At 69.2% G+C, this 18,202-nt stretch carries 20 protein-coding genes and 2 tRNA genes; 16 read left to right on the top strand and 6 right to left on the bottom strand.

Translation table 11 applies throughout. The features are described 5' to 3' along the window. From recF to J5X75_RS31205, 3 genes are all read left to right on the top strand, one after another. The gene (recF, locus tag J5X75_RS31195; RefSeq protein WP_208471125.1) at positions 1–1,131 is read left to right on the top strand and encodes a DNA replication/repair protein RecF; all 1,131 of its coding nucleotides are present in this window, start codon (positions 1–3) and stop codon (positions 1,129–1,131) included. Between the two features lie 124 nt (positions 1,132–1,255). After that, on the top strand, positions 1,256–1,831 hold the full coding sequence (locus J5X75_RS31200) for a DciA family protein (RefSeq protein WP_372450987.1): 576 nt from the start codon (positions 1,256–1,258) through the stop codon (positions 1,829–1,831). Positions 1,832–1,876: 45 nt separating this feature from the next. Further along, complete coding sequence (locus tag J5X75_RS31205; protein ID WP_208471126.1) at positions 1,877–2,347, top strand: hypothetical protein; 471 nt, start codon at positions 1,877–1,879, stop codon at positions 2,345–2,347. Here J5X75_RS31205 and J5X75_RS31210 read toward each other — a convergent pair. Beyond that, positions 2,341–2,907: a hypothetical protein gene (locus tag J5X75_RS31210; protein ID WP_183225828.1), complete on the bottom strand. Its 567-nt coding sequence runs from the start codon at positions 2,905–2,907 to the stop codon at positions 2,341–2,343. The genes J5X75_RS31205 and J5X75_RS31210 overlap by 7 nt on opposite strands. 543 nt (positions 2,908–3,450) lie before the next feature. Between J5X75_RS31210 and gyrB the strand changes: the two genes are divergently transcribed. The 9 genes from gyrB to J5X75_RS31250 all read left to right on the top strand — a co-directional run bounded on the left by gyrB (position 3,451) and on the right by J5X75_RS31250 (position 11,051). Beyond that, entirely contained in the window at positions 3,451–5,403 is a 1,953-nt protein-coding gene (gyrB, locus tag J5X75_RS31215) for a DNA topoisomerase (ATP-hydrolyzing) subunit B (protein ID WP_208471127.1), read from the top strand. Between the two features lie 109 nt (positions 5,404–5,512). Next, positions 5,513–8,026, top strand: coding sequence for a DNA gyrase subunit A (gyrA, locus tag J5X75_RS31220; protein WP_208471128.1), 2,514 nt, complete (start codon positions 5,513–5,515; stop codon positions 8,024–8,026). A 3-nt stretch (positions 8,027–8,029) separates the two neighbouring features. Further along, positions 8,030–8,932: a DUF3566 domain-containing protein gene (locus tag J5X75_RS31225; RefSeq protein WP_208471129.1), complete on the top strand. Its 903-nt coding sequence runs from the start codon at positions 8,030–8,032 to the stop codon at positions 8,930–8,932. Between the two features lie 75 nt (positions 8,933–9,007). Next, positions 9,008–9,081 (top strand) — tRNA-Ile (locus J5X75_RS31230). A gap of 97 nt (positions 9,082–9,178) precedes the next feature. Beyond that, positions 9,179–9,307 (top strand): DLW-39 family protein, encoded by a 129-nt coding sequence (locus tag J5X75_RS44800; protein WP_211304171.1) that lies wholly within the window; start codon positions 9,179–9,181, stop codon positions 9,305–9,307. Between the two features lie 8 nt (positions 9,308–9,315). Next, positions 9,316–9,391 (top strand) — tRNA-Ala (locus J5X75_RS31235). A gap of 200 nt (positions 9,392–9,591) precedes the next feature. Next, a complete protein-coding gene (locus tag J5X75_RS31240; RefSeq protein WP_208471130.1) occupies positions 9,592–9,777 on the top strand; it encodes a hypothetical protein in 186 nt (61 codons plus the stop codon). Further along, the gene (locus J5X75_RS31245) at positions 9,774–10,445 is read left to right on the top strand and encodes a DUF6461 domain-containing protein (RefSeq protein WP_208471131.1); all 672 of its coding nucleotides are present in this window, start codon (positions 9,774–9,776) and stop codon (positions 10,443–10,445) included. The genes J5X75_RS31240 and J5X75_RS31245 overlap by 4 nt, the downstream gene beginning before the upstream one ends. 93 nt (positions 10,446–10,538) lie before the next feature. Beyond that, a complete protein-coding gene (locus tag J5X75_RS31250; protein WP_307798370.1) occupies positions 10,539–11,051 on the top strand; it encodes an NUDIX domain-containing protein in 513 nt (170 codons plus the stop codon). Here J5X75_RS31250 and J5X75_RS31255 read toward each other — a convergent pair. Then, positions 10,940–11,392 (bottom strand): hypothetical protein, encoded by a 453-nt coding sequence (locus tag J5X75_RS31255; protein ID WP_208471132.1) that lies wholly within the window; start codon positions 11,390–11,392, stop codon positions 10,940–10,942. The two genes, J5X75_RS31250 and J5X75_RS31255, sit on opposite strands and share 112 nt — an antisense overlap. Before the next feature lie 147 nt (positions 11,393–11,539). On the opposite strand from J5X75_RS31255, the gene J5X75_RS31260 reads away from it, so the two are divergent. From J5X75_RS31260 to J5X75_RS31270, 3 genes are read left to right on the top strand one after another with little or no spacing between them, the layout of a single operon-like run. Continuing rightward, positions 11,540–12,343, top strand: coding sequence for an SDR family oxidoreductase (locus J5X75_RS31260; RefSeq protein WP_238490174.1), 804 nt, complete (start codon positions 11,540–11,542; stop codon positions 12,341–12,343). A gap of 1 nt (position 12,344) precedes the next feature. After that, positions 12,345–12,800, top strand: a complete 456-nt coding sequence (locus tag J5X75_RS31265; protein WP_208471133.1) for a hypothetical protein — start codon at positions 12,345–12,347, stop codon at positions 12,798–12,800. Positions 12,801–12,851: 51 nt separating this feature from the next. Beyond that, on the top strand, positions 12,852–13,403 hold the full coding sequence (locus J5X75_RS31270; protein WP_208471281.1) for a YbaK/EbsC family protein: 552 nt from the start codon (positions 12,852–12,854) through the stop codon (positions 13,401–13,403). Positions 13,404–13,432: 29 nt separating this feature from the next. Here J5X75_RS31270 and J5X75_RS31275 read toward each other — a convergent pair whose 3' ends face one another. The 4 genes from J5X75_RS31275 to J5X75_RS31290 all read right to left on the bottom strand — a co-directional run bounded on the left by J5X75_RS31275 (position 13,433) and on the right by J5X75_RS31290 (position 17,101). Further along, complete coding sequence (locus J5X75_RS31275) at positions 13,433–14,074, bottom strand: DsbA family oxidoreductase (protein WP_208471134.1); 642 nt, start codon at positions 14,072–14,074, stop codon at positions 13,433–13,435. Positions 14,075–14,281: 207 nt separating this feature from the next. Then, complete coding sequence (locus J5X75_RS31280; RefSeq protein ID WP_208471135.1) at positions 14,282–14,716, bottom strand: SufE family protein; 435 nt, start codon at positions 14,714–14,716, stop codon at positions 14,282–14,284. A gap of 229 nt (positions 14,717–14,945) precedes the next feature. Then, positions 14,946–15,335 carry a CBS domain-containing protein gene (locus tag J5X75_RS31285; RefSeq protein WP_208471136.1) on the bottom strand — a complete coding sequence of 130 codons (390 nt, stop codon included), beginning with the start codon at positions 15,333–15,335 and terminating at the stop codon, positions 14,946–14,948. A gap of 32 nt (positions 15,336–15,367) precedes the next feature. After that, on the bottom strand, positions 15,368–17,101 hold the full coding sequence (locus J5X75_RS31290; protein WP_208471137.1) for a proline--tRNA ligase: 1,734 nt from the start codon (positions 17,099–17,101) through the stop codon (positions 15,368–15,370). 171 nt (positions 17,102–17,272) lie between these two features. On the opposite strand from J5X75_RS31290, the gene J5X75_RS31295 reads away from it, so the two are divergent. Next, the gene (locus tag J5X75_RS31295) at positions 17,273–18,172 is read left to right on the top strand and encodes a sulfurtransferase (RefSeq protein ID WP_208471138.1); all 900 of its coding nucleotides are present in this window, start codon (positions 17,273–17,275) and stop codon (positions 18,170–18,172) included. The last annotated feature ends 30 nt before the right edge of the window (positions 18,173–18,202 follow it).

Below are 18,202 nucleotides of genomic sequence, written 5' to 3' on the forward strand. Positions count from 1 at the left end.
ATGCACGTACGCCGGGTCGAGCTCACCGACTTCCGTTCCTATGAGCGGGTGGCGGTCGATCTCGATCCCGGCGTGTCCGTGCTCGTCGGCCAGAACGGGATGGGCAAGACCAACCTTGTCGAGGCACTCGGCTACGTGGCCACTCTGGACAGTCATCGGGTGGCCACCGACGCGCCGCTGGTGCGGGCCGGCGCCTCCTCGGCGGTGATCCGCTGCGCGATCGTCCACGAGGCCCGCGAGTTGCTGGTCGAGCTGGAGATCGTGCCGGGCCGGGCGAACCGTGCCCGGCTCAACCGTTCACCGGTGCGGCGGCCGCGGGAGGTGCTCGGCGCCCTGCGGATGGTGCTGTTCGCCCCGGAGGACCTGGAACTCGTCCGTGGCGATCCGTCCGAGCGCCGCCGGTATCTCGACGATCTGCTGGTCGCCCGGCAACCCCGGTACGCCGGGGTGCGGGCCGACTACGACCGGGTGGTGAAGCAGCGCAACGCGTTGCTGCGGACCGCCTACCTGACCCGCAAGGTGGGCGGCACCCGTGGACAGGACCTGTCCACCCTCGCGGTCTGGGACCAGCATCTGGCGTACCACGGCGCCGAGCTGCTGGCCGGGCGTCTGGAGCTGGCGGCGGCGCTGGGGCCGCACCTGACGAAGGCGTACGACGCGGTCGCCGCCGGACGGTCGGCGGCGGTGATCGGGTACGCGTCCCGGCTGGGCGAGTCGTTGCCCACCGACCGGTCGGCGCTGGAGGCGATGATCCTGGAGTCGCTGGCCGAGCGCCGGACGGCCGAGATCGAGCGCGGGACGACGCTGGTCGGCCCGCATCGCGACGACCTCTCGCTGCACCTGGGCGAACTGCCCACCAAGGGGTACGCGAGCCACGGCGAATCCTGGTCGTTCGCACTGGCGTTGCGGCTCGCGGCGTACGACCTGCTGCGCTCGGACGGGATCGAGCCGGTGCTGGCCCTCGACGACGTCTTCGCCGAGCTGGACACCGATCGCCGGGAAAGGCTGGCGGCCCTGGTGTCGGACGCGGCACAGTTGCTGGTGACCTGCGCGGTGCCCGAGGATGTGCCGGCCGGCCTGCGGGGCGCGCGCTACGACGTCGGGACGGGAGCGGTGACCCGTGTTTCCTGACTCTGACCGGGAACGTTTATCCGGACGGAAGCCTGCCCGGGCCGAGGAGCCCCCTCAGCGCCTCGAGGACGCCCTCGGGGATCTCTGGGTGGGGGTGGATGAGGCCCGGGAGCTTCGAGGCGCTGTGCGGGGCGCTGAGCGCGCCGACCGTACCCCGGAGAAAGGCCCGGACGATCCACAGGCTGTGGAGAACGACGGCCTTGCCGGACCGGAACTGGCCCGGGCCGTGCTGGACGCCGCGCTCGCGCGGCGACGCGAGGCCGCGCGCACGCCGCGCAAACGGACCGGAACCGGACAGGGCAGCGGGCGACGGCTGCGCGGCTACTCCGGACCGGGCCCGGATCCGCGCGATCCGCAGCCGTTCGGGGTGATGCTGGAGCGCCTCATGCGGGCCCGCGGCTGGGAGAAGCCGAAGGCCGAGGCCACCGTCTTCGGCTCGTGGGAGAAGGTCGTCGGGCCGGACATCGCGGCGCACAGCCGTCCGGTGCGGCTCGAGGGCGGTGTGCTGACCGTCGAGGCCGAATCGACCGCCTGGGCCACCCAGTTGCGGCTACTGGCCGCCACGCTGCTGCGGAAGATCGCCGGCGAGGTCGGGAACAACGTGGTGACCCGGCTCAACATCCACGGGCCGGCGGCGCCGTCGTGGAGCCGCGGGCCGCGCCGGGTGCAGGGCCGCGGACCGCGGGACACCTACGGCTGAAACCGGAACGGCGTCCGGTGCGTCTGAACCCGCATGATCACGCATGTGCGCCGGATCCTGGTCCTGATGTTGCTGGTGCTCGCCCCGGTTCCGGTGGCCGCGCGGCCCGCGTGGGCGTGCTCCTGCGCGACCGGTTTCGACCCGCTGGAGCAGGCCGAGACCGCCTTCGTCGGGGTGGTCCAGGAGGTCGACGGCGACCTGTGGGATGCACGGGTCGACGTCCGGTTCACGGTCGAATCGGTGCTCAAGGGCGACCTGGGCGACACGGTGACGTTGGCTACCGAGAAGGACGAGGCGTCCTGTGGATACACGTTCGTCGAGGGCGGGCGGTACCGGGTGTACGCCAACGACGACCGGACGAACTCGTGTGACGGCAACGAGCTGCTGGCGACCGGTGTGGAGATCGAGAGCGCCGATCGGTCCCAGATCTTCTGGGCCGGTTCGGTGCTGGTCGTGCTGGTGGTGGCGAGTGGCGTGACCTGGTTGATCCGCCACCCGCGTGCCGGTTCTCAGTAGTCGGCGAACACCGCGAATCCGCGGTCGGCGCAGCGGCGGTAGAAACCGGCCAGCACGGCCAGTTCGGTCCGCGCGAAGCTCCAGTGCGGCGAGTTGCCGGCGTCGTCGCGCAGGGCCGCGAGCCGCTGGTCCAGCCAGCGCAGCTGCTGCTCGGCGAGCCGGCCGGCGGAGATCGCGGTACGCATGACGTCCGTGACGGTGTCGAAGGTGACCAGGTCGCCGTGCTTCTCGTGGCCCTCGACGAACCGTTCCAGGCCGCCGGCGATCCAGGCGCAGCCGTCCGGGTCGATGACCGGGTCCTCGTCCTCGGCCGCCGCCTCGGTGGCGTAGAGCACCCCCTCCAGGCCCAGGAGAAGATCGATGAGCTCGGTGTACGCGGTGGCGCGGACCGTGCCGGTCTTGGCGATGTGCAGCGCCAGCGCGCCGGTGGGCGCGGCGATCTCGGGCCGGTCGGCGATCGCTCCGAAGTCGACGAACTCGGCGGGAGCCACCGGATCGTAGTACTGGTTCGTCCGCGGCCAGTGCACCGCGACGTTGTCCAGGCCCTTGTCGTGCGCCATCCGGGGCCACCCCTCCTCGACCTGCCCTGCGACCACCCGGCCGTCTCCGGCCCGCGCGGGCGAGGTTACGACACGGCCGCGGGACGTTGTCGAGCAGTGTGGCAGTGAGTGCGGGCCGGGCATCGCAGGCGCGCCCGAGCGGCGAAACTGCCGCAGCGTTTGCCATTGCGCGGGGCACCAGTGGCGTGTAGGGGATTACCTGGGTAGCGCCTCAAATCGCGCTACGGCACTCTCAGGCACCCTGAAGGGGTGCCGGACCCTCGCCGATTCGTTCCGGCGGAGTAGAATCGACAGCGACCGGGAAAACTGTGCTTGACGGTCGGGCCGGCCCCCCTGCCAGCCTGCCTCGTCACGCTATGCGGTTTTTCCAGCCGATCACGATCCGCGGGCGGTCCGCGGCGACCGGCGCGCATGGTTCCACCGGTGGTCCGCTCCTCCCCGCGGGGTCATCTCCGGTCCTCGTGCGTGCCCATGTCGTCGCCGGGCCGGCCCGCCAACCCCGTTGCGGGGCCGTTCCGGCCCGGCGCGAGAAAGTGGCCGAGGGTGTCAGAGAATCAGCAGGAATACGGTGCCGGGTCGATCACCGTGCTCGAAGGCCTTGAAGCGGTCCGCAAGCGTCCCGGTATGTACATCGGCTCCACCGGTGAGCGTGGTCTGCACCACCTGGTCTGGGAGGTCGTGGACAACGCCGTCGACGAGGCGCTGGCCGGCTACTGCGACACCATCGACGTGGTCCTGCTCGCCGACGGCGGCGTCTCGGTCACCGACAACGGCCGTGGCTTTCCGGTCGACCTGCACCCGCAGCTGAAGAAGCCGGGTGTCGAGGTCGCGCTGACCGTGCTGCACGCGGGTGGCAAGTTCGACGGTCAGGCCTACAAGGTCTCCGGCGGTCTGCACGGTGTCGGCGTGTCCGTGGTGAACGCGCTCTCGACGAGGATGGCCGTGGAGATCCAGAAGGACGGCTTCTTCTGGCGCCAGAAGTACGACCACTCCGTGCCCAGCGAGCTGGTGAAGGGCGAGCCGACCGAATATTCCGGCTCGACCGTGCAGTTCTGGCCGGATCCGGACATCTTCGAGACCGTCGAGTTCGACTTCCAGACGATCTACCGCCGGCTTCAGGAGATGGCGTTCCTCAACCGGGGCCTGACCATCAACTTCACCGATCTGCGGACCGAGTTCGCCGATGAGAACGGTGAGCCCCGCAAGGTCACCTTCATGTACGCGGGCGGCATCTCCGACTTCGTCCGGCACCTGAACGCCACGAAGAGCGCCATCCACAAGACCGTGATCGAGTTCGCCGCCGAGGACAACGACGCCGGTATGGGCGTCGAGGTCGCGATGCAGTGGAACGAGTCGTACGGCGAGTCGGTCTACACCTTCGCGAACCGCATCAACACGCATGAGGGCGGTACCCACGAGGAGGGTTTCCGTGCCGCGCTGACCACGATCGTCAACAAGTACGGTATCGAGAAGAAGTTCCTCAAGGGCGATCAGAAACTGTCCGGTGAGGACATCCGTGAGGGCCTCGCCGCGATCATCTCGGTGACCCTGCGGGAGCCGCAGTTCGAGGGCCAGACCAAGACGAAGCTCGGCAACACCGACATGAAGAGCTTCGTGCAGAAGGTCGCCAACGAGCAGCTCGCCGACTGGTTCGACCGCAACCCGGCGGACGCCAAGCTGATCATCACGAAGGCGGACCAGGCGGCCCGCGCCCGGATCGCCGCGCAGCAGGCCCGCAAGCTGGCCCGGCGCAAGTCGCTGCTGGAGTCCGGCTCGATGCCGGGCAAGCTGGCCGACTGCCAGTCCACCGACCCGCGTGAGACCGAGCTGTTCATCGTCGAGGGCGACTCGGCCGGCGGTTCGGCCAAGTCCGGCCGGGAGAGCCGCATCCAGGCGATCCTGCCGATCCGCGGCAAGATCCTCAACGTGGAGAAGGCCCGGATCGACCGGGTGCTCAAGAACAACGAGGTCCAGGCGCTGATCACGGCCATGGGCACCGGCATCCACGACGAGTTCGACATCTCGAAGCTGCGGTACCACAAGATCATCCTGATGGCCGACGCCGACGTCGACGGCCAGCACATCCAGACCCTGCTGCTCACTCTGCTGTTCCGCTTCATGCGGCCGCTGGTCGAGCAGGGGCACGTGTACCTGGCCTCGCCGCCGCTCTACAAGATCAAGTGGAACAAGCGGGGCGACGACGCGCAGTACGCGTACTCCGACCGCGAGCGGGACGGCCTGATCGCGCTGCGCCAGCAGAAGAAGGCGAATGCCAAGCCGGACGACATCCAGCGGTTCAAGGGTCTCGGCGAGATGAACTTCCACGAGCTGTGGGACACCACGATGAACCCGGACACCCGCACCCTGCGCCAGGTGACGCTCGACGACGCCGCGGTGGCCGACGAACTGTTCAGCGTGCTGATGGGTGAGGACGTGGAGGCGCGGCGGTCGTTCATTCAACGCAACGCCAAGGACGTCAGGTTCCTGGACATCTGAGTCCGGGGAGCCGTATCCACAGCTTGCACCGCATTTCCACAACGTTATCCACAGCTATATGCCCGTTCTGGTCGTATTTGCCTGGCATCACCTTGAGTAAGGGTTAAAAGTGACTGACACTCCCGAGCCCCCCGACGGCGACGAGATCCAGGACGACGCCGGCGGCGGTGTGACCCAGCGGGTCGAGCCGGTCGGCCTCGAGGTCGAGATGCAGCGTTCGTACCTCGACTACGCGATGAGCGTGATCGTCGGCCGTGCGCTGCCCGACGTCCGTGACGGCCTCAAGCCGGTGCACCGCAAGATCCTTTACGCGATGTACGACGCCGGCTTCCGTCCGGACCGCGGGTACGTGAAGTGCGCCCGCGTCGTCGGCGACGTGATGGGCAACTACCACCCGCACGGTGACTCGTCGATCTACGACGCCCTGGTCCGGATGGGCCAGATCTGGTCGCTGCGGTACCCGCTGATCGACGGCAACGGCAACTTCGGCTCGCCGGGCAACGACCCGCCGGCCGCCATGCGGTACACCGAGTCGAAGCTGTCCCCGCTCGCCATGGAGATGCTGCGGGACATCGACGAGGACACCGTCGACATGCAGGACAACTACGACGGGCGGACCAAGGAGCCGACGATCCTGCCGGCCCGGTTCCCGAACCTGCTGGTCAACGGGTCCGAGGGCATCGCGGTCGGCATGGCCACCAAGATCCCGCCGCACAACCTGCGCGAGATCGCGGCGGCCGTGCAGTGGCAGCTCGACAACCCCGAGTCGGACGAGGCGACCGCGCTCGAGGCGATGCTCGAGATCGTGAAGGGCCCGGACTTCCCGACGTACGGCCTGATCGTCGGGCAGACCGCGATCACCGAGGCGTACCGGACCGGCCGTGGCTCCATCCGGATGCGCGCGGTGGTCGAGGTCGAGGAGGACCAGCGCGGCCGGCCCTGCCTCGTGGTGACCGAGTTGCCGTACCAGGTGAACCCGGACAATTTGGCCGAGCGCATTGCGGAGCTGGTCAAAGAGGGCAAACTTACCGGTATCGCGGACATCCGGGACGAGTCCTCCGGCCGTACCGGTATGCGCCTGATCCTCGTGCTCAAGCGCGACGCGGTCGCCAAGGTGGTGCTGAACAACCTCTACAAGCACACCCAGCTCCAGGAGACGTTCGGCGCGAACATGCTGGCGCTGGTCGACGGCGTGCCCCGCACGCTGAACCTCGCCCAGTTCATCCGCTACTACGTCGAGCACCAGATCGAGGTCATCCAGCGGCGGACCGCGTTCCGGCTGCGCAAGGCCGAGGAGCGCGCGCACATCCTGCGCGGCCTGGCCAAGGCGCTGGACATGTTGGACGAGGTCATCGCCCTGATCCGGCGCTCACCCACGGTGGAGGACTCGCGTCAGGGCCTGATGCAGCTGCTCGACGTCGACGAGGTCCAGGCGACCGCGATCCTCGACATGCAGCTGCGCCGGCTGGCCGCCCTGGAACGCCAGCGGATCGTCGACGAGCTCGCGAAGATCGAGCTGGAGATCGCCGACTTCAAGGACATCCTGGCGAAGCCGGAGCGGCAGCGGGCGATCGTCTCGGAGGAGCTGGCCGAGATCGTTCAGAAGTTCGGGGACGACCGGCGCACCCAGATCATCCCGTTCGACGGCGAGGTCTCCATGGAGGACCTCATCGCCCGGGAAGACGTTGTGGTGACCATCACACGGACCGGCTACGCCAAGCGCACCAAGGTCGACATGTACCGGTCGCAGAAGCGCGGCGGCAAGGGCGTGAGCGGCGCGTCCCTGCGGCAGGACGACATCGTTTCGCACTTCTTCGTCATCTCGACCCACGACTGGATCCTGTTCTTCACGAACAAGGGCCGGGTCTACCGGGCGAAGGCGTACGAGCTGCCCGAGGCCAACCGGGTGGCCAAGGGACAGCACGTCGCGAACCTGCTGGCCTTCCAGCCGGACGAGCACATCGCGCAGGTCATCCAGATCCCGAACTACCAGGTGGCGCCGCACCTTGTGCTCGCCACTAAGAATGGGCTCGTGAAGAAGACCCGCCTGGAGGAATTTGACTCCAACCGCAGCGGTGGCATCATCGCCATCAACCTGCGGGAGGATGACGAATTGGTGGGCGCGGCCCTGGTGGCTTCGGAGGACGACCTGTTGCTGGTCTCCAAGAAGGCCCAGGCCATCCGGTTCAACGCCACCGACGAGGCCCTGCGCCCGATGGGGCGGGCCACGTCCGGTGTGATCGGCATGCGGTTCGGCGAGAACGACGAGCTCCTCGCGATGGAAGTCGTCCGTGAGGGGATGGATGTGTTGGTCGCCACCGACGGTGGGTATGCGAAACGCACGCCCATCGAGGAGTATCCGGTGCAGGGGCGTGGCGGTAAGGGGGTGCTGACCGCCAAGATCACGGAGCGTCGTGGTGGACTTGTCGGCGCTCTGGTGATCAGCCCGGAGGATGAACTGTTTGCCATCACCAGCAATGGTGGTGTCATCCGGACTCCCGTGAAGCCTGTACGGCGCACACGGGATCGGAACACAATGGGGGTCAAGCTGATGGACCTCCCTGAAGGTGTAACCATCGTGGCGCTTGCTCGCAATGCCGACGAGCCTGACGAACAGGACTAGTTGATGCCGGAGACACAGGCGAAGTCGGGGGGCCCGGGGAGCTCAGCGACTCCGGACGATGCGGCTAAGAAGGACAGCGCCGCCTCGAACGGTCGTGAGACCACAGGGCGCGCCGCTGTCCCCGCCGATGCCCCGTCCGCGCCCAAGTTCACCCGCGCGCCGGGCATGGCCCCGCCGCCGGGCGAACCGGCCGCCGGCAGCAGTGACGGCGCGGACAAACGGCCGGGTGCGCAGTCCGGGGTGAAGGGCTCGGCCTCGGTGCCGGTCGTCACCAAGGGCAAGGGCGCCGCTCCTGGGACGCCCGCCGGGCGTACCCCGGGAACCGCTCCCGGCGCGAGCCCGAGCGCCGCGCCGCGACCCACCACCGCGCCCGCGTCCGCGGCGCCGGCCGCGTCCGGAGCCGCGAAACAGCGGACCGGCGCCTCTCCGGCCGCGCCCACGGCCGGGGGTGCGGCAGCGGTCGGGGCCGCCCGTGTCTCGGAAGCGGTCCGCTCGGCCCGCTCAACGGTGTCGTCGGCGGCCGCGCGCGGCCCCCGTCGCGCCCGGCTGAACCTGAAGCGGATCGACCCCTGGTCGGTGATGAAGTTCTCGTTCGCCGTGTCGATCGTGCTCTTCATCGTCGTGGTGGTCGCCACCTCGGTGCTCTACCTCGCCCTGGACACCATGGGCGTGTGGAGCTCGGTCAACGGCAACCTCCAGGACCTGGTCACCGCCAGCGGTGGCAGCGAGACGTCGTCCGACGGCACGTTCAAGATCACCGCCTGGGGCGTCATCGGCACGTCGATGCTGATCGGCGCGGTCAACGTGGTGCTGTTCACCGCGCTGGCCACGCTGAGCGCGTTCATCTACAACGTCTGCGCCGACCTGGTCGGTGGAATCGAGCTGACACTGGCCGAGCGAGACTGACGAAACGCATCGGGTTGCGGGCACCCCGCTTTGGAAGCCCGCAACCCGATGCGGTAACGTTCAGTCCGCAGGTGAGGGGCTATAGCTCAGTCGGTTAGAGCGCAGAGCTGATAACTCTGAGGTCGCTGGTTCGATTCCAGCTAGCCCCACGGGTGACTGAGAGGCCCCACTCACGAGATGACGTGAGTCGGGGCCACTTGTCATTCACCGTCCCTTTCCGAGCGGTGCCTAGGGGGTAGCAGTTCAGTGCTGAAGAAGCTCCTCATCATTGCCGGTGTCGTCGGTGTCGCCGCTCTGGTGGTCAAGAAGGTCAAGGCCTCCAGCGACGAGCGTGCTCTGTGGCACGAGGCGACCACTGCTCCCGACCTGCGATAGCGGGTCACGGGGCCCTAGCTCAACTGGCAGAGCACCGCCTTTGCAAGGCGGGGGTTAGGGGTTCAAGTCCCCTGGGCTCCACCACCTTTCGCGCGCCGTCCGGGGATTCCGGGCGGCGTTCTCTGTTCGTGCCGCAACCGGCCGATGAGCCCGCCGCGAGTGGGCTTTCTGGTGCGGCGGCCGGCGGCCCGCACCGCTGGCGGTGGCCCACGATGCCGTCTGCCTATCCGACCAGCAGGGCGTCGTTGCCGCCGTTGGCCAGGGCTAGCATGTAGGAGGACCGGGTGGCAGCGTTTCGGGTCGGCGACGTCGTGGTCACTGTGGACTTCGACGCGACGCAGATCACGCCGGTCAGCGATGAGGTGAGCATGGAACGCCTGATTCGCGCCGTCCATCAACGGTTGGTCGACTGGCGTCAACCGGTAGGCGGGCGACGGATTTGCACGATCTTTGATCTACTGGCGCGGTGAATCGCCGCTCCGCCCTCTCCCTGATCGCACTTCTCGGGCTGGCCGGCTGTGGCCGCCCGGGTTACGCCGAGCCTCTTCCGTCGGCCGGGCCGGAGGCCGACTACGGCTGGCCGGCTCGTAGTGCCGACCTCAGCCACGGGTTCTGTTTCACCCTGGTTCGGGGCATCAAGCCGTACGCCCTGATCGAGCGGCTCGGTGGCGACGAGCTGGAGCGGGTCGAGTGGCACCGGGTCGTCGGGCCCGGGGACGGGGAGACGGGTGACCCGAAGCGGTTCTTCATCGGGATCGCCAGTGTCGGTGACTGGTCGGTCCTGGTGGAGGACAACGGGTCGCTCGGTGTCACCTCGCAGATCGTGGGGCCGCTGTCGGCGGACGGCGGGGAGGTCGTCGCCTACCGGGGAGGTGGGGGCGGGCCCGGCCGGCTCATGGTCTTCCGGGACGGGAACCTCGCGCTGGACCTCGACACGGCGGCGCCGGAGCGGGCCGGGGGCGGCGGGCTGGACGAGTTCCGGTCCGAGCTGACCACGGCCGGGCTTCTCGGGGGTACGGGCGTGACGGAGCCCACGGCTGCGGCGCTCGGTTTCGTGGCCCGGCACACCGGCATCGCGTTGACCTCGGAGCTTCTGCGGGACAGGACATATCTGCTGGTCACCGTTCCGAAGCCGTAGATGTGCATTTGCCCGGTCTTGGGCTGCGCCGGTTATCCACAGAGGAATGAATGAGCCCTGCGGCGTACCGGCCCGGCGGTTAGCCTGCATGGCGTGGAAGAACGAAGACGGGCCGCCGCCGTGATCGTGCGGGACGGCCGTGTGCTGATGGTGCACGAGCGCAGCCGGCGATCCGGTGGCGGTGAGTGGTGGACCCTTCCCGGCGGCGGCCTGCGTCCCGGCGAGACGGCCGAGGAGGCGGTGCGGCGCGAGGTGTTCGAGGAGACCGGCCTCGTCGTCAGCGACGCCCGCTATGTGCTGGAGATGCCCTACCCGTCCGGCATGACCTCGGTCTTCGCGGTCAGTGTCGCGGACGGCGAGCCACGCGTCGGGCGCGATGACGGTTCCGGCCCGGAGCAGCTCGGGGTCGACTGGCTGCCGGTTCCCGAGCTGCCGATCGAGACCAATGGGGTGCCGGTCCCGCCGTTGATGGTGGTGCTGCCGACCCTTGCCGATCAGACCGTGGGGGTCGAGTCTGCCACCGGGGCGTTCTCCGGTTCCGCCGACGGCGCGGGCGCCGGGAGGAACGGAGCGGTCACGGCGCGGCGCCGCTCCACCACGAAGTAGATGCAGGCGGCGGCGTAGCCCACGGCCAGGAGGCCGCCGAGTATGCGTACCGGCAGGGACGTGAACGGGGCGCAGCTGGTGGCGACGGCGGTCAGTGCCCAGATCGACAGGAGCGCGGCGTTGACCGTGTCCGTCCAGTACCAGATGACCTGGGACCGGCGGCGGGCCTGACGCTGGACCTCCACCACCAGGGCGTGCGCCATCATCGCCGCCAGCAGACCCAGCAGCAGGGTGGCGAAGAGCGAATGATGGCCGCCGGCGATGGAGACGAGCGCGGTGGCGCCGGTCAGCAGGGCGAGCCCACTGACGGTCCCCACACGGGCCTTTCGGCGGTCCTCCACAATCCCTGATGCTCGGCATGATCCGGACGAAACTGAGGGCTTTCCGGAAATCAGGCCTTCGTGGTCCGCCAATCCGCGTACGTCTGAAGTGGTTTGGGTCTATTGTCCGTCCGCCTCGTGATCGAGGGCACGTCACGATGCCGGGCGATGATTCGTCCCTTCCGCATGAGCGACTCGATGACAGTGCTGGTGACCGGGGCGAGCGGCACACTCGGAACGGCGGGGGTGCCCGCCCTGACCGCCGTCGGCCACCAGGTGCGGCCGATGAGCCGGCGGGCACGGCCGGGATGGGTGGCCGCCGACCTCGCGGGCGGAGACGGGCTCGACGACGCGGTACGCGGTGCCGACGCGATCGTGCACCTGGCCTCGGCGCCGGGCCGCCGGCAGCGGGAGACGGACGTGGAGGGCACGCGGCGGCTTCTCGTCGCGGCGGCCGCCGCGGGGGTACGGCACGTGCTGTACGTGTCGATCGTCGGGATCGACCGGGTGCCGCTCGGCTACTACCGCACCAAGCTCGCCACCGAGGCCGTTGTCCGCGATTCCGGCGTGCCGTTCACGATCCTGCGGGCCACCCAGTTCCCCTCGCTGGTCGACACCTTCTTCACCGTGTCCAGCCGGCTGGGGCCGCTCATCGTCGACCCGGGGTTCCGGGTGCGGCCGGTGCACGTCCAGGACGTGGCGGAGCGGATCGGGGATCTTCTCGGCGAACCGGCCACCGGACAGACCGTCGAGCTGGCGGGGCCCCAGGTGCTGACCTTCGGGGAGATGGCCCATCCCTGGCTCGCGGCGCGTGGCAGCAGACGGCCGGTCTGGCCGGTGCGGCTGCCGGGTGGTCTGGCCCGTGCGGTTCGGGAGGGTGGCCTGGTCGGTACCGCCGGATTCACGGGCACGCGTACCTGGGACGACTACCTGGTTGAGCGCTACGGCAACAGCGGGTGCGAACCTGTGTGACATGCACGAGGTGGCGGAACGGATCGATGCGGCCTGGGAGTGGTGGGTGGCCGCGATCGACGAATCCCAGGAGGGACGCTGGGTTCGCGACACCGTGGAGAGGCAGGTGCTGGCGGACATCACGGTCGCCACCCGGTGTCTCCACGACGGCCGCCGGTTGCCGCCGTTCACCGACGACCCGGTGCGCTTACGGTTGGGGCGAATCGCCGCCTGGGCGGGCGTCCTTCGGTTGGCCGTCCGGGCGGGTGGCTGGACTCTGTCGCCCGTGGTCGGGCATCGTCCGCCGCATCCGGCGGGCATGCTGGAACTGTTGTCCGGCATCTATGCGGTCGCCGAGTGGGGTGAGATCTGGCTGAGGCGGCCGGGGACTCCTCCGGAGCACGCCGTCGCGGCCGCCGAGCACTTTCTGGCCGGGCCCGGGTCGATGGAGGACCTCGAGTCGTTCTTCTACGACTGAGGCGCACCCCGCCGAGTTGTGATCGATTGACTGGGCAAGGATGTCGTCATGATGGGAAGCCTGCGGACCGAAATCGCTCAGACCCGGCCGGATCTGCTCGCGCCGGCGGTGGCCGGGGCGCTGACGGTCTGGCCGGCTGAGGCGCCGATCGACGCCGATCAGGTTCTGGTCGCGCCGATCGATCCGGGGCTGGCCGACACGGCGGCCTTCTGTGAGGCGTACGAAGTGGGGCTGGCCGAGTCCGCCAACTGCGTGATCGTGGCCGGGCGCCGCGGTGAGGTCACCCGCTACGCGGCCTGCATCATCCTCGCGACCACGCGCGCCGACGTGAACGGCATGGTTCGGCGGCACCTGGACGTACGGAAGGCCAGTTTCGCGCCGATGGACGACGCTGTGGCACTGACCGGGATGGAGTACGGCGGGATCACGCCGATCGGGCTCCCCGCCTCGTGGCCGATTCTGGTCGACGCCCGTGTGGTCGCCGCTCCGCACGTGGTCGTCGGCTCCGGTGTTCGGCACAGCAAGATCGTCATCGCCGGCCCGGCCCTCGGCGCCTTGCCGGGCGCCGAGGTGATCGATGGATTGGCCCGCGCTACGGCGTGACCGTTATCGATTCTGTTTCACGTGAAACGTCATAGACCGGTGTTGACGTCTGCCCGGCGCGCGATCTCCGCGAAGGCGGCGACGAGCGTCTTTGTCTCCTGCGCGCCCTGTACCTGGTACTTGCCGTCGATCACGAAGGTCGGAACGCTGCTGATGCGGAGCGCGCGTGCCTCCTCCATGTCGATCCGGACCGCCTCCGAGCCGGCGTCCGTCTCCAGGTAGGCGAGCGCGGCGGTGCCGTCCAGATCGATCGAGCCGGCGACCGCGGCCAGGGCGGGAAGCGAGCCGATGTCGATGCCGTCGGTGAAGTGCGCCCGCTGGAGCGCGTCCAGCATGTCCGCCTGCCGGTCCTGTGTCTGCGCCCAGGCGATCAACCGGTGCGCCGCGAAGGTGTTGGCCGCGATTGCCCGGTCGAAGTGCAGATTCAGGCCCTCGCTGGCGCCGATCCCGGTGACGTGCGCGAACATCTGTTCGGCGCGGGCCGGACCGCCGAACTTCGCCGCCATCGCCTGCTTGAGCGGGAGGGGATCCGGAACCGGGGCCGGGTCCAGTTGATAGGCCCGATAGGTGACCGTCACCGGGCCCTCGAACGCGTCCAGGGCGTTCTCCAGCCGCCGCTTCCCGATGTAGCACCACGGGCAGACCACATCGGACCAAACCTGAACATCCACGTCACTCCGTTTCGGCCGGTCTCGCTTGGGTGGCGACCCGGCGCTCTGTTTCGGCCGGGGGTCGCCTGGGTGGCGACCCGGCGCTTGGTTATCGGCCAGGGTCGCTTGGTGGCGACCTGGCGCTTCGTTTCTGCCGGGGTCGCTTGGGTGGCGACCTTGCGCTTCGTTTCTGCCGGGGTCGCTTGGGTGGCGACCTGGCGCTCCGGCTTAAGCCGAGGCAGCCTGGGCGGCGACCTGGCGCTTGAGGCGGGCCAGAATGGCGGTCCCGCCGCGGACCCGCAACGGGCTGATCGCCTGGGCCAGCCCCATCCGGGAATAGAGATCATCGGGTACGGCGAGGATCTCCCCGGTGCTCGCCCCCGCCAGGCCCTCGGCCAGGATGCCGGCGAACGCCCGGGTGGTCGGCGCCTCCGGTGGGCAGTCGAAATGGGCCACCACGGTGTCGTCCGGCTGCACCACCGCCTTCAAGAAGAACGCGGTCTGGCACTCCGGAACCTGCTCCATGCCCTCGTGCCCAGCCAGGTCCGCGGGCAGCGGCGGAACGGCGTCGGCGAACTCCAGCAGCATCTCGAGCACGACCTCGCGCGGGGCCGAGGCGAACTCGTCGACGATCTCGGCCAGCTTCGGTGGCATGTCAGTCACGCCATCGACCCTAACGCGCTGATCAGAGTGGCCCGATGTGATGTACCGGGCCTTGGCGTTGTCGGCTCGGGAGCCGCTCAGGTGGCGGCTGAGGTGGGCAGCGAGGCGCTGTCACTCAGACAGCGGCTGAGGTCGGCAGTAAGGCGCTGTCGCTCAGACAGTGGCTGAGGTCGGCAGCAGGGCGCTGTCGTTCAAGCAGCGGCTGAGGTCGGCAGCAGGGCGCTGTCACTCAGGCAGCGGCTGAGGTCGGCAGCAGGGCGATGTCGCTCAGGCTGAGAATCCCGACCAGGTTGCGGTCGGCGTCGCAGACCAGCAGACGGCGGACGCCCCGCTCACGCATGGCCTGCACCGCCTCCTCCACCGAGGCGCTCTGCTCGACCATGAGCAGCTCCCGGGTGGCGATCGCGCCGAGCGTCGTGGTGGCCGGTGGCAGATTCTCCGCGATGGCGCGGATCACGATGTCCCGGTCGGTGACGATGCCCGTCATGGTCGGGCCACTGGTCACCACCACATCGCCGATGCCCCGGTCGCGCATGACCTGAGCAGCCTCGTCGAGCGGGGTGTCCTCTGGCAGATAGACCACCTGCCGGGTCATCGCATCCGCGACCAGCCTCACCATGCCACCACCCCTCCGTTGCCGATATCTCACGGTTACCCGGCCTCCGCCGTGATCACACCCGCCACGTCCACAAGGGGCACTTCCTGCCGGTCCTGACCGCGCCGGTCGCGCACTTCCACGTACCCCTCGGAGAGACGGCGGCCGACCACGACGGACCGTGGGATGCCGATGAGCTCGGCATCCGTGAATTTGACGCCCGCCGACACGTTGGGCCGGTCGTCGACGAGCACCCGCAGCCCGGCCCGGGAGAGCGTGGCCCCGAGTGTGAGGGCCGCCTCGACCTGGCCATCCTTGCCGGCCGCGACGATGTGCACGTCGGCCGGGGCGATCGCGGCGGGCCAGACCAGGCCCCGATCGTCGTGGTGCTGCTCGGCGATCGCCGCCACCGCCCGGGACAGGCCGATGCCGTAGCAGCCCATGGTGGGCCGCACCGGTTTGCCGTCGGCGCCGAGCACATCGACCTTGAACGCGTCGGTGTAGCGCCGGCCGAGCTGGAAGATGTGCCCGATCTCGATGCCCCGGCGCATGGTCAGCGCGCCGGCGTCACAGGCCGGGCAGGGATCGCCGGGCCGCACCTCGGCCGCCTCGATGACGCCGTCCGGGGTGAAGTCGCGGCCCGCCACCACGTCGGTCGCGTGCTTGCCGGGCTCGTTGGCGCCGGTCAGCCAAGCCGTGCCGGTCGCGACGCGGGGATCGGCCAGATACCGGATTCTGATGCCCTGCGGGCCGATGTAGCCCTTGACCAGGTCGGGCCGCGACGCGAAGTCGTCGAAGAGAGCCGCGGTGGCCGGGGCCAGGACGGCGTTGAGCCGCTTGAGATCGACGTCACGGTCGCCGGGCAGGCCGATCGCCAGCAGCTCCGGTTCGCGGCCCGGATGCTGGACGATGACCACCACGTTCTTCAACGTGTCGGCGGCCGTCCAGTCGGTGCGCCCACCGAGCGCCCGCTCGTTGGCCAGATCGACCAGCGAGGCGATCGTCGGCGTGTCGGGTGTGTCGTGCACCGCCATGGCCGGGGCGGTCCGCTGTCGCACGATGGGCGCCGGAGTGGTCACGGCCTCGGTGTTGGCCGCGTAGTCGCAGGCGGTGCAGCCGACGTAGGTGTCCTCGCCGACCTCGGCCGCGGCCAGGAACTCCTCGGACGCCGAGCCGCCCATGGCGCCGGAGGTGGCCGCGACGACCGTGTGCTCCAACCCGAGCCGGTGGAAGATCCGCTGGTAGGCGGCGCGCATCCGTTCATACGCCTCGGCGAGCCCGGCATCGGTGAGATCGAACGAATAGGCGTCCTTCATCAGGAACTCGCGACCACGCAACAGCCCACCCCGGGGACGGGCCTCGTCCCGGAACTTGGTCTGGATCTGGAACAGGATCAGGGGAAAGTCCCGATACGACCCGGTCATCTCCTGCACCAGCAGGGTGAACATCTCCTCGTGGGTGGGCGCGAGCAGATGGTCGGCCCCACGCCGGTCCTTGAGGGTGAAGATGTCGTCGCCGTACTCCGTCCAGCGGCCACTGGTCTCGTAGGGCTCGCGGGGCAGCAGCGCGGGGAACGAGACCTCCTGCCCGCCGGCCGCGAACATCTCCTCCTGGACCACGGCGGTGACGCGGTCCAGCACGAGCTTGCCGAGTGGCAGCCAGGTGTAGCCGCCCGGAGCGGCGCGACGGACGAACCCGGCGCGCACGAGGAGGCGGTGACTCGGCACCTCCGCGTCCGCCGGCTCCTCACGCAGAGTCTTGAGCAGCAAGGTGGACATCCGAAGCAGCATGCAGGCGAGCTTAGGGACCGGGTACGACGAAAACATCCGGTTATCTCGTTGTCACCGGCATCACGTTGTGTTGGTCCCCCGCACGTGGCGGTGGCGAGCGGTGACAGTCACGCCGTCACAGCCGGGGCAAGCCCGCACGATCAGGTAGTGACAGGCGCTAGCGTGACAGGCATGTCCGTACCGAACGATCCGGCGCAGGCGCTGCAGGCGTACGCGCATCCCGACAAACTGGTCACCACCGAGTGGCTCGCCGCGAATCTGGACACCCCCGGCCTGGTCGTCGTCGAGTCGGACGAGGACGTGCTGCTCTACGACACCGGTCACATCCCCGGGGCGGTCAAGGTCGACTGGCACCTGGAGCTGAACGACCAGGTCAGCCGGGACTACCTGGACCCGGCGGCCTTCGCGGCCCTCTGCGCGGCCAAGGGCATCGGCCGTGACGACACGATCGTCTTCTACGGCGACAACTTCAACTGGTGGGCGGCGTACGCGCTGTGGGTCTTCGGTCTGTTCGGTCACCGCGACGTGCGGCTGCTCGACGGCGGCCGGCAGAAGTGGGTGGCCGAGGGCCGTCCGGTGACCCGCGAGAAGACCGTCCGCCCGGCCGCCGACTACCCGGTTCCGGTGCGCAACGACGCCGAGATCCGCGCTTTCCGTGACCAGGTGATGGGGCACATCGCCAGCGGGCGGCCCCTGGTCGACGTCCGGTCACCGCAGGAGTACACCGGCGAGCTGACGCACATGGAGGCCTACCCCCAGGAGGGCGCTCTGCGTGGCGGCCACATCCCGGGCGCGGTCAGCAAGCCGTGGAAGTCCGCGGCCAACGACGACGGCACGTTCAAGTCGCACGACGACCTCGTCAAGATCTACCGCGACGAGCTGGGCCTGGAGTCGGGGGACGACATCATCGCCTACTGCCGCATCGGCGAGCGGTCCAGCCACACCTGGTTCGTGCTGCGGCACCTGCTCGGCTACCCGCAGGTGCGCAACTACGACGGCTCCTGGACCGAGTGGGGAAACCTGGTCCGGGCGCCGATCGCCAAGGGCCCGGAGCCCGGCGGCCTCAGCTGATTCACCCCGCTCGACCTGCCAAAACGGCGC

Source organism: Actinoplanes flavus, assembly GCF_017592555.1.
GTDB lineage: Bacteria > Actinomycetota > Actinomycetes > Mycobacteriales > Micromonosporaceae > Actinoplanes > Actinoplanes flavus.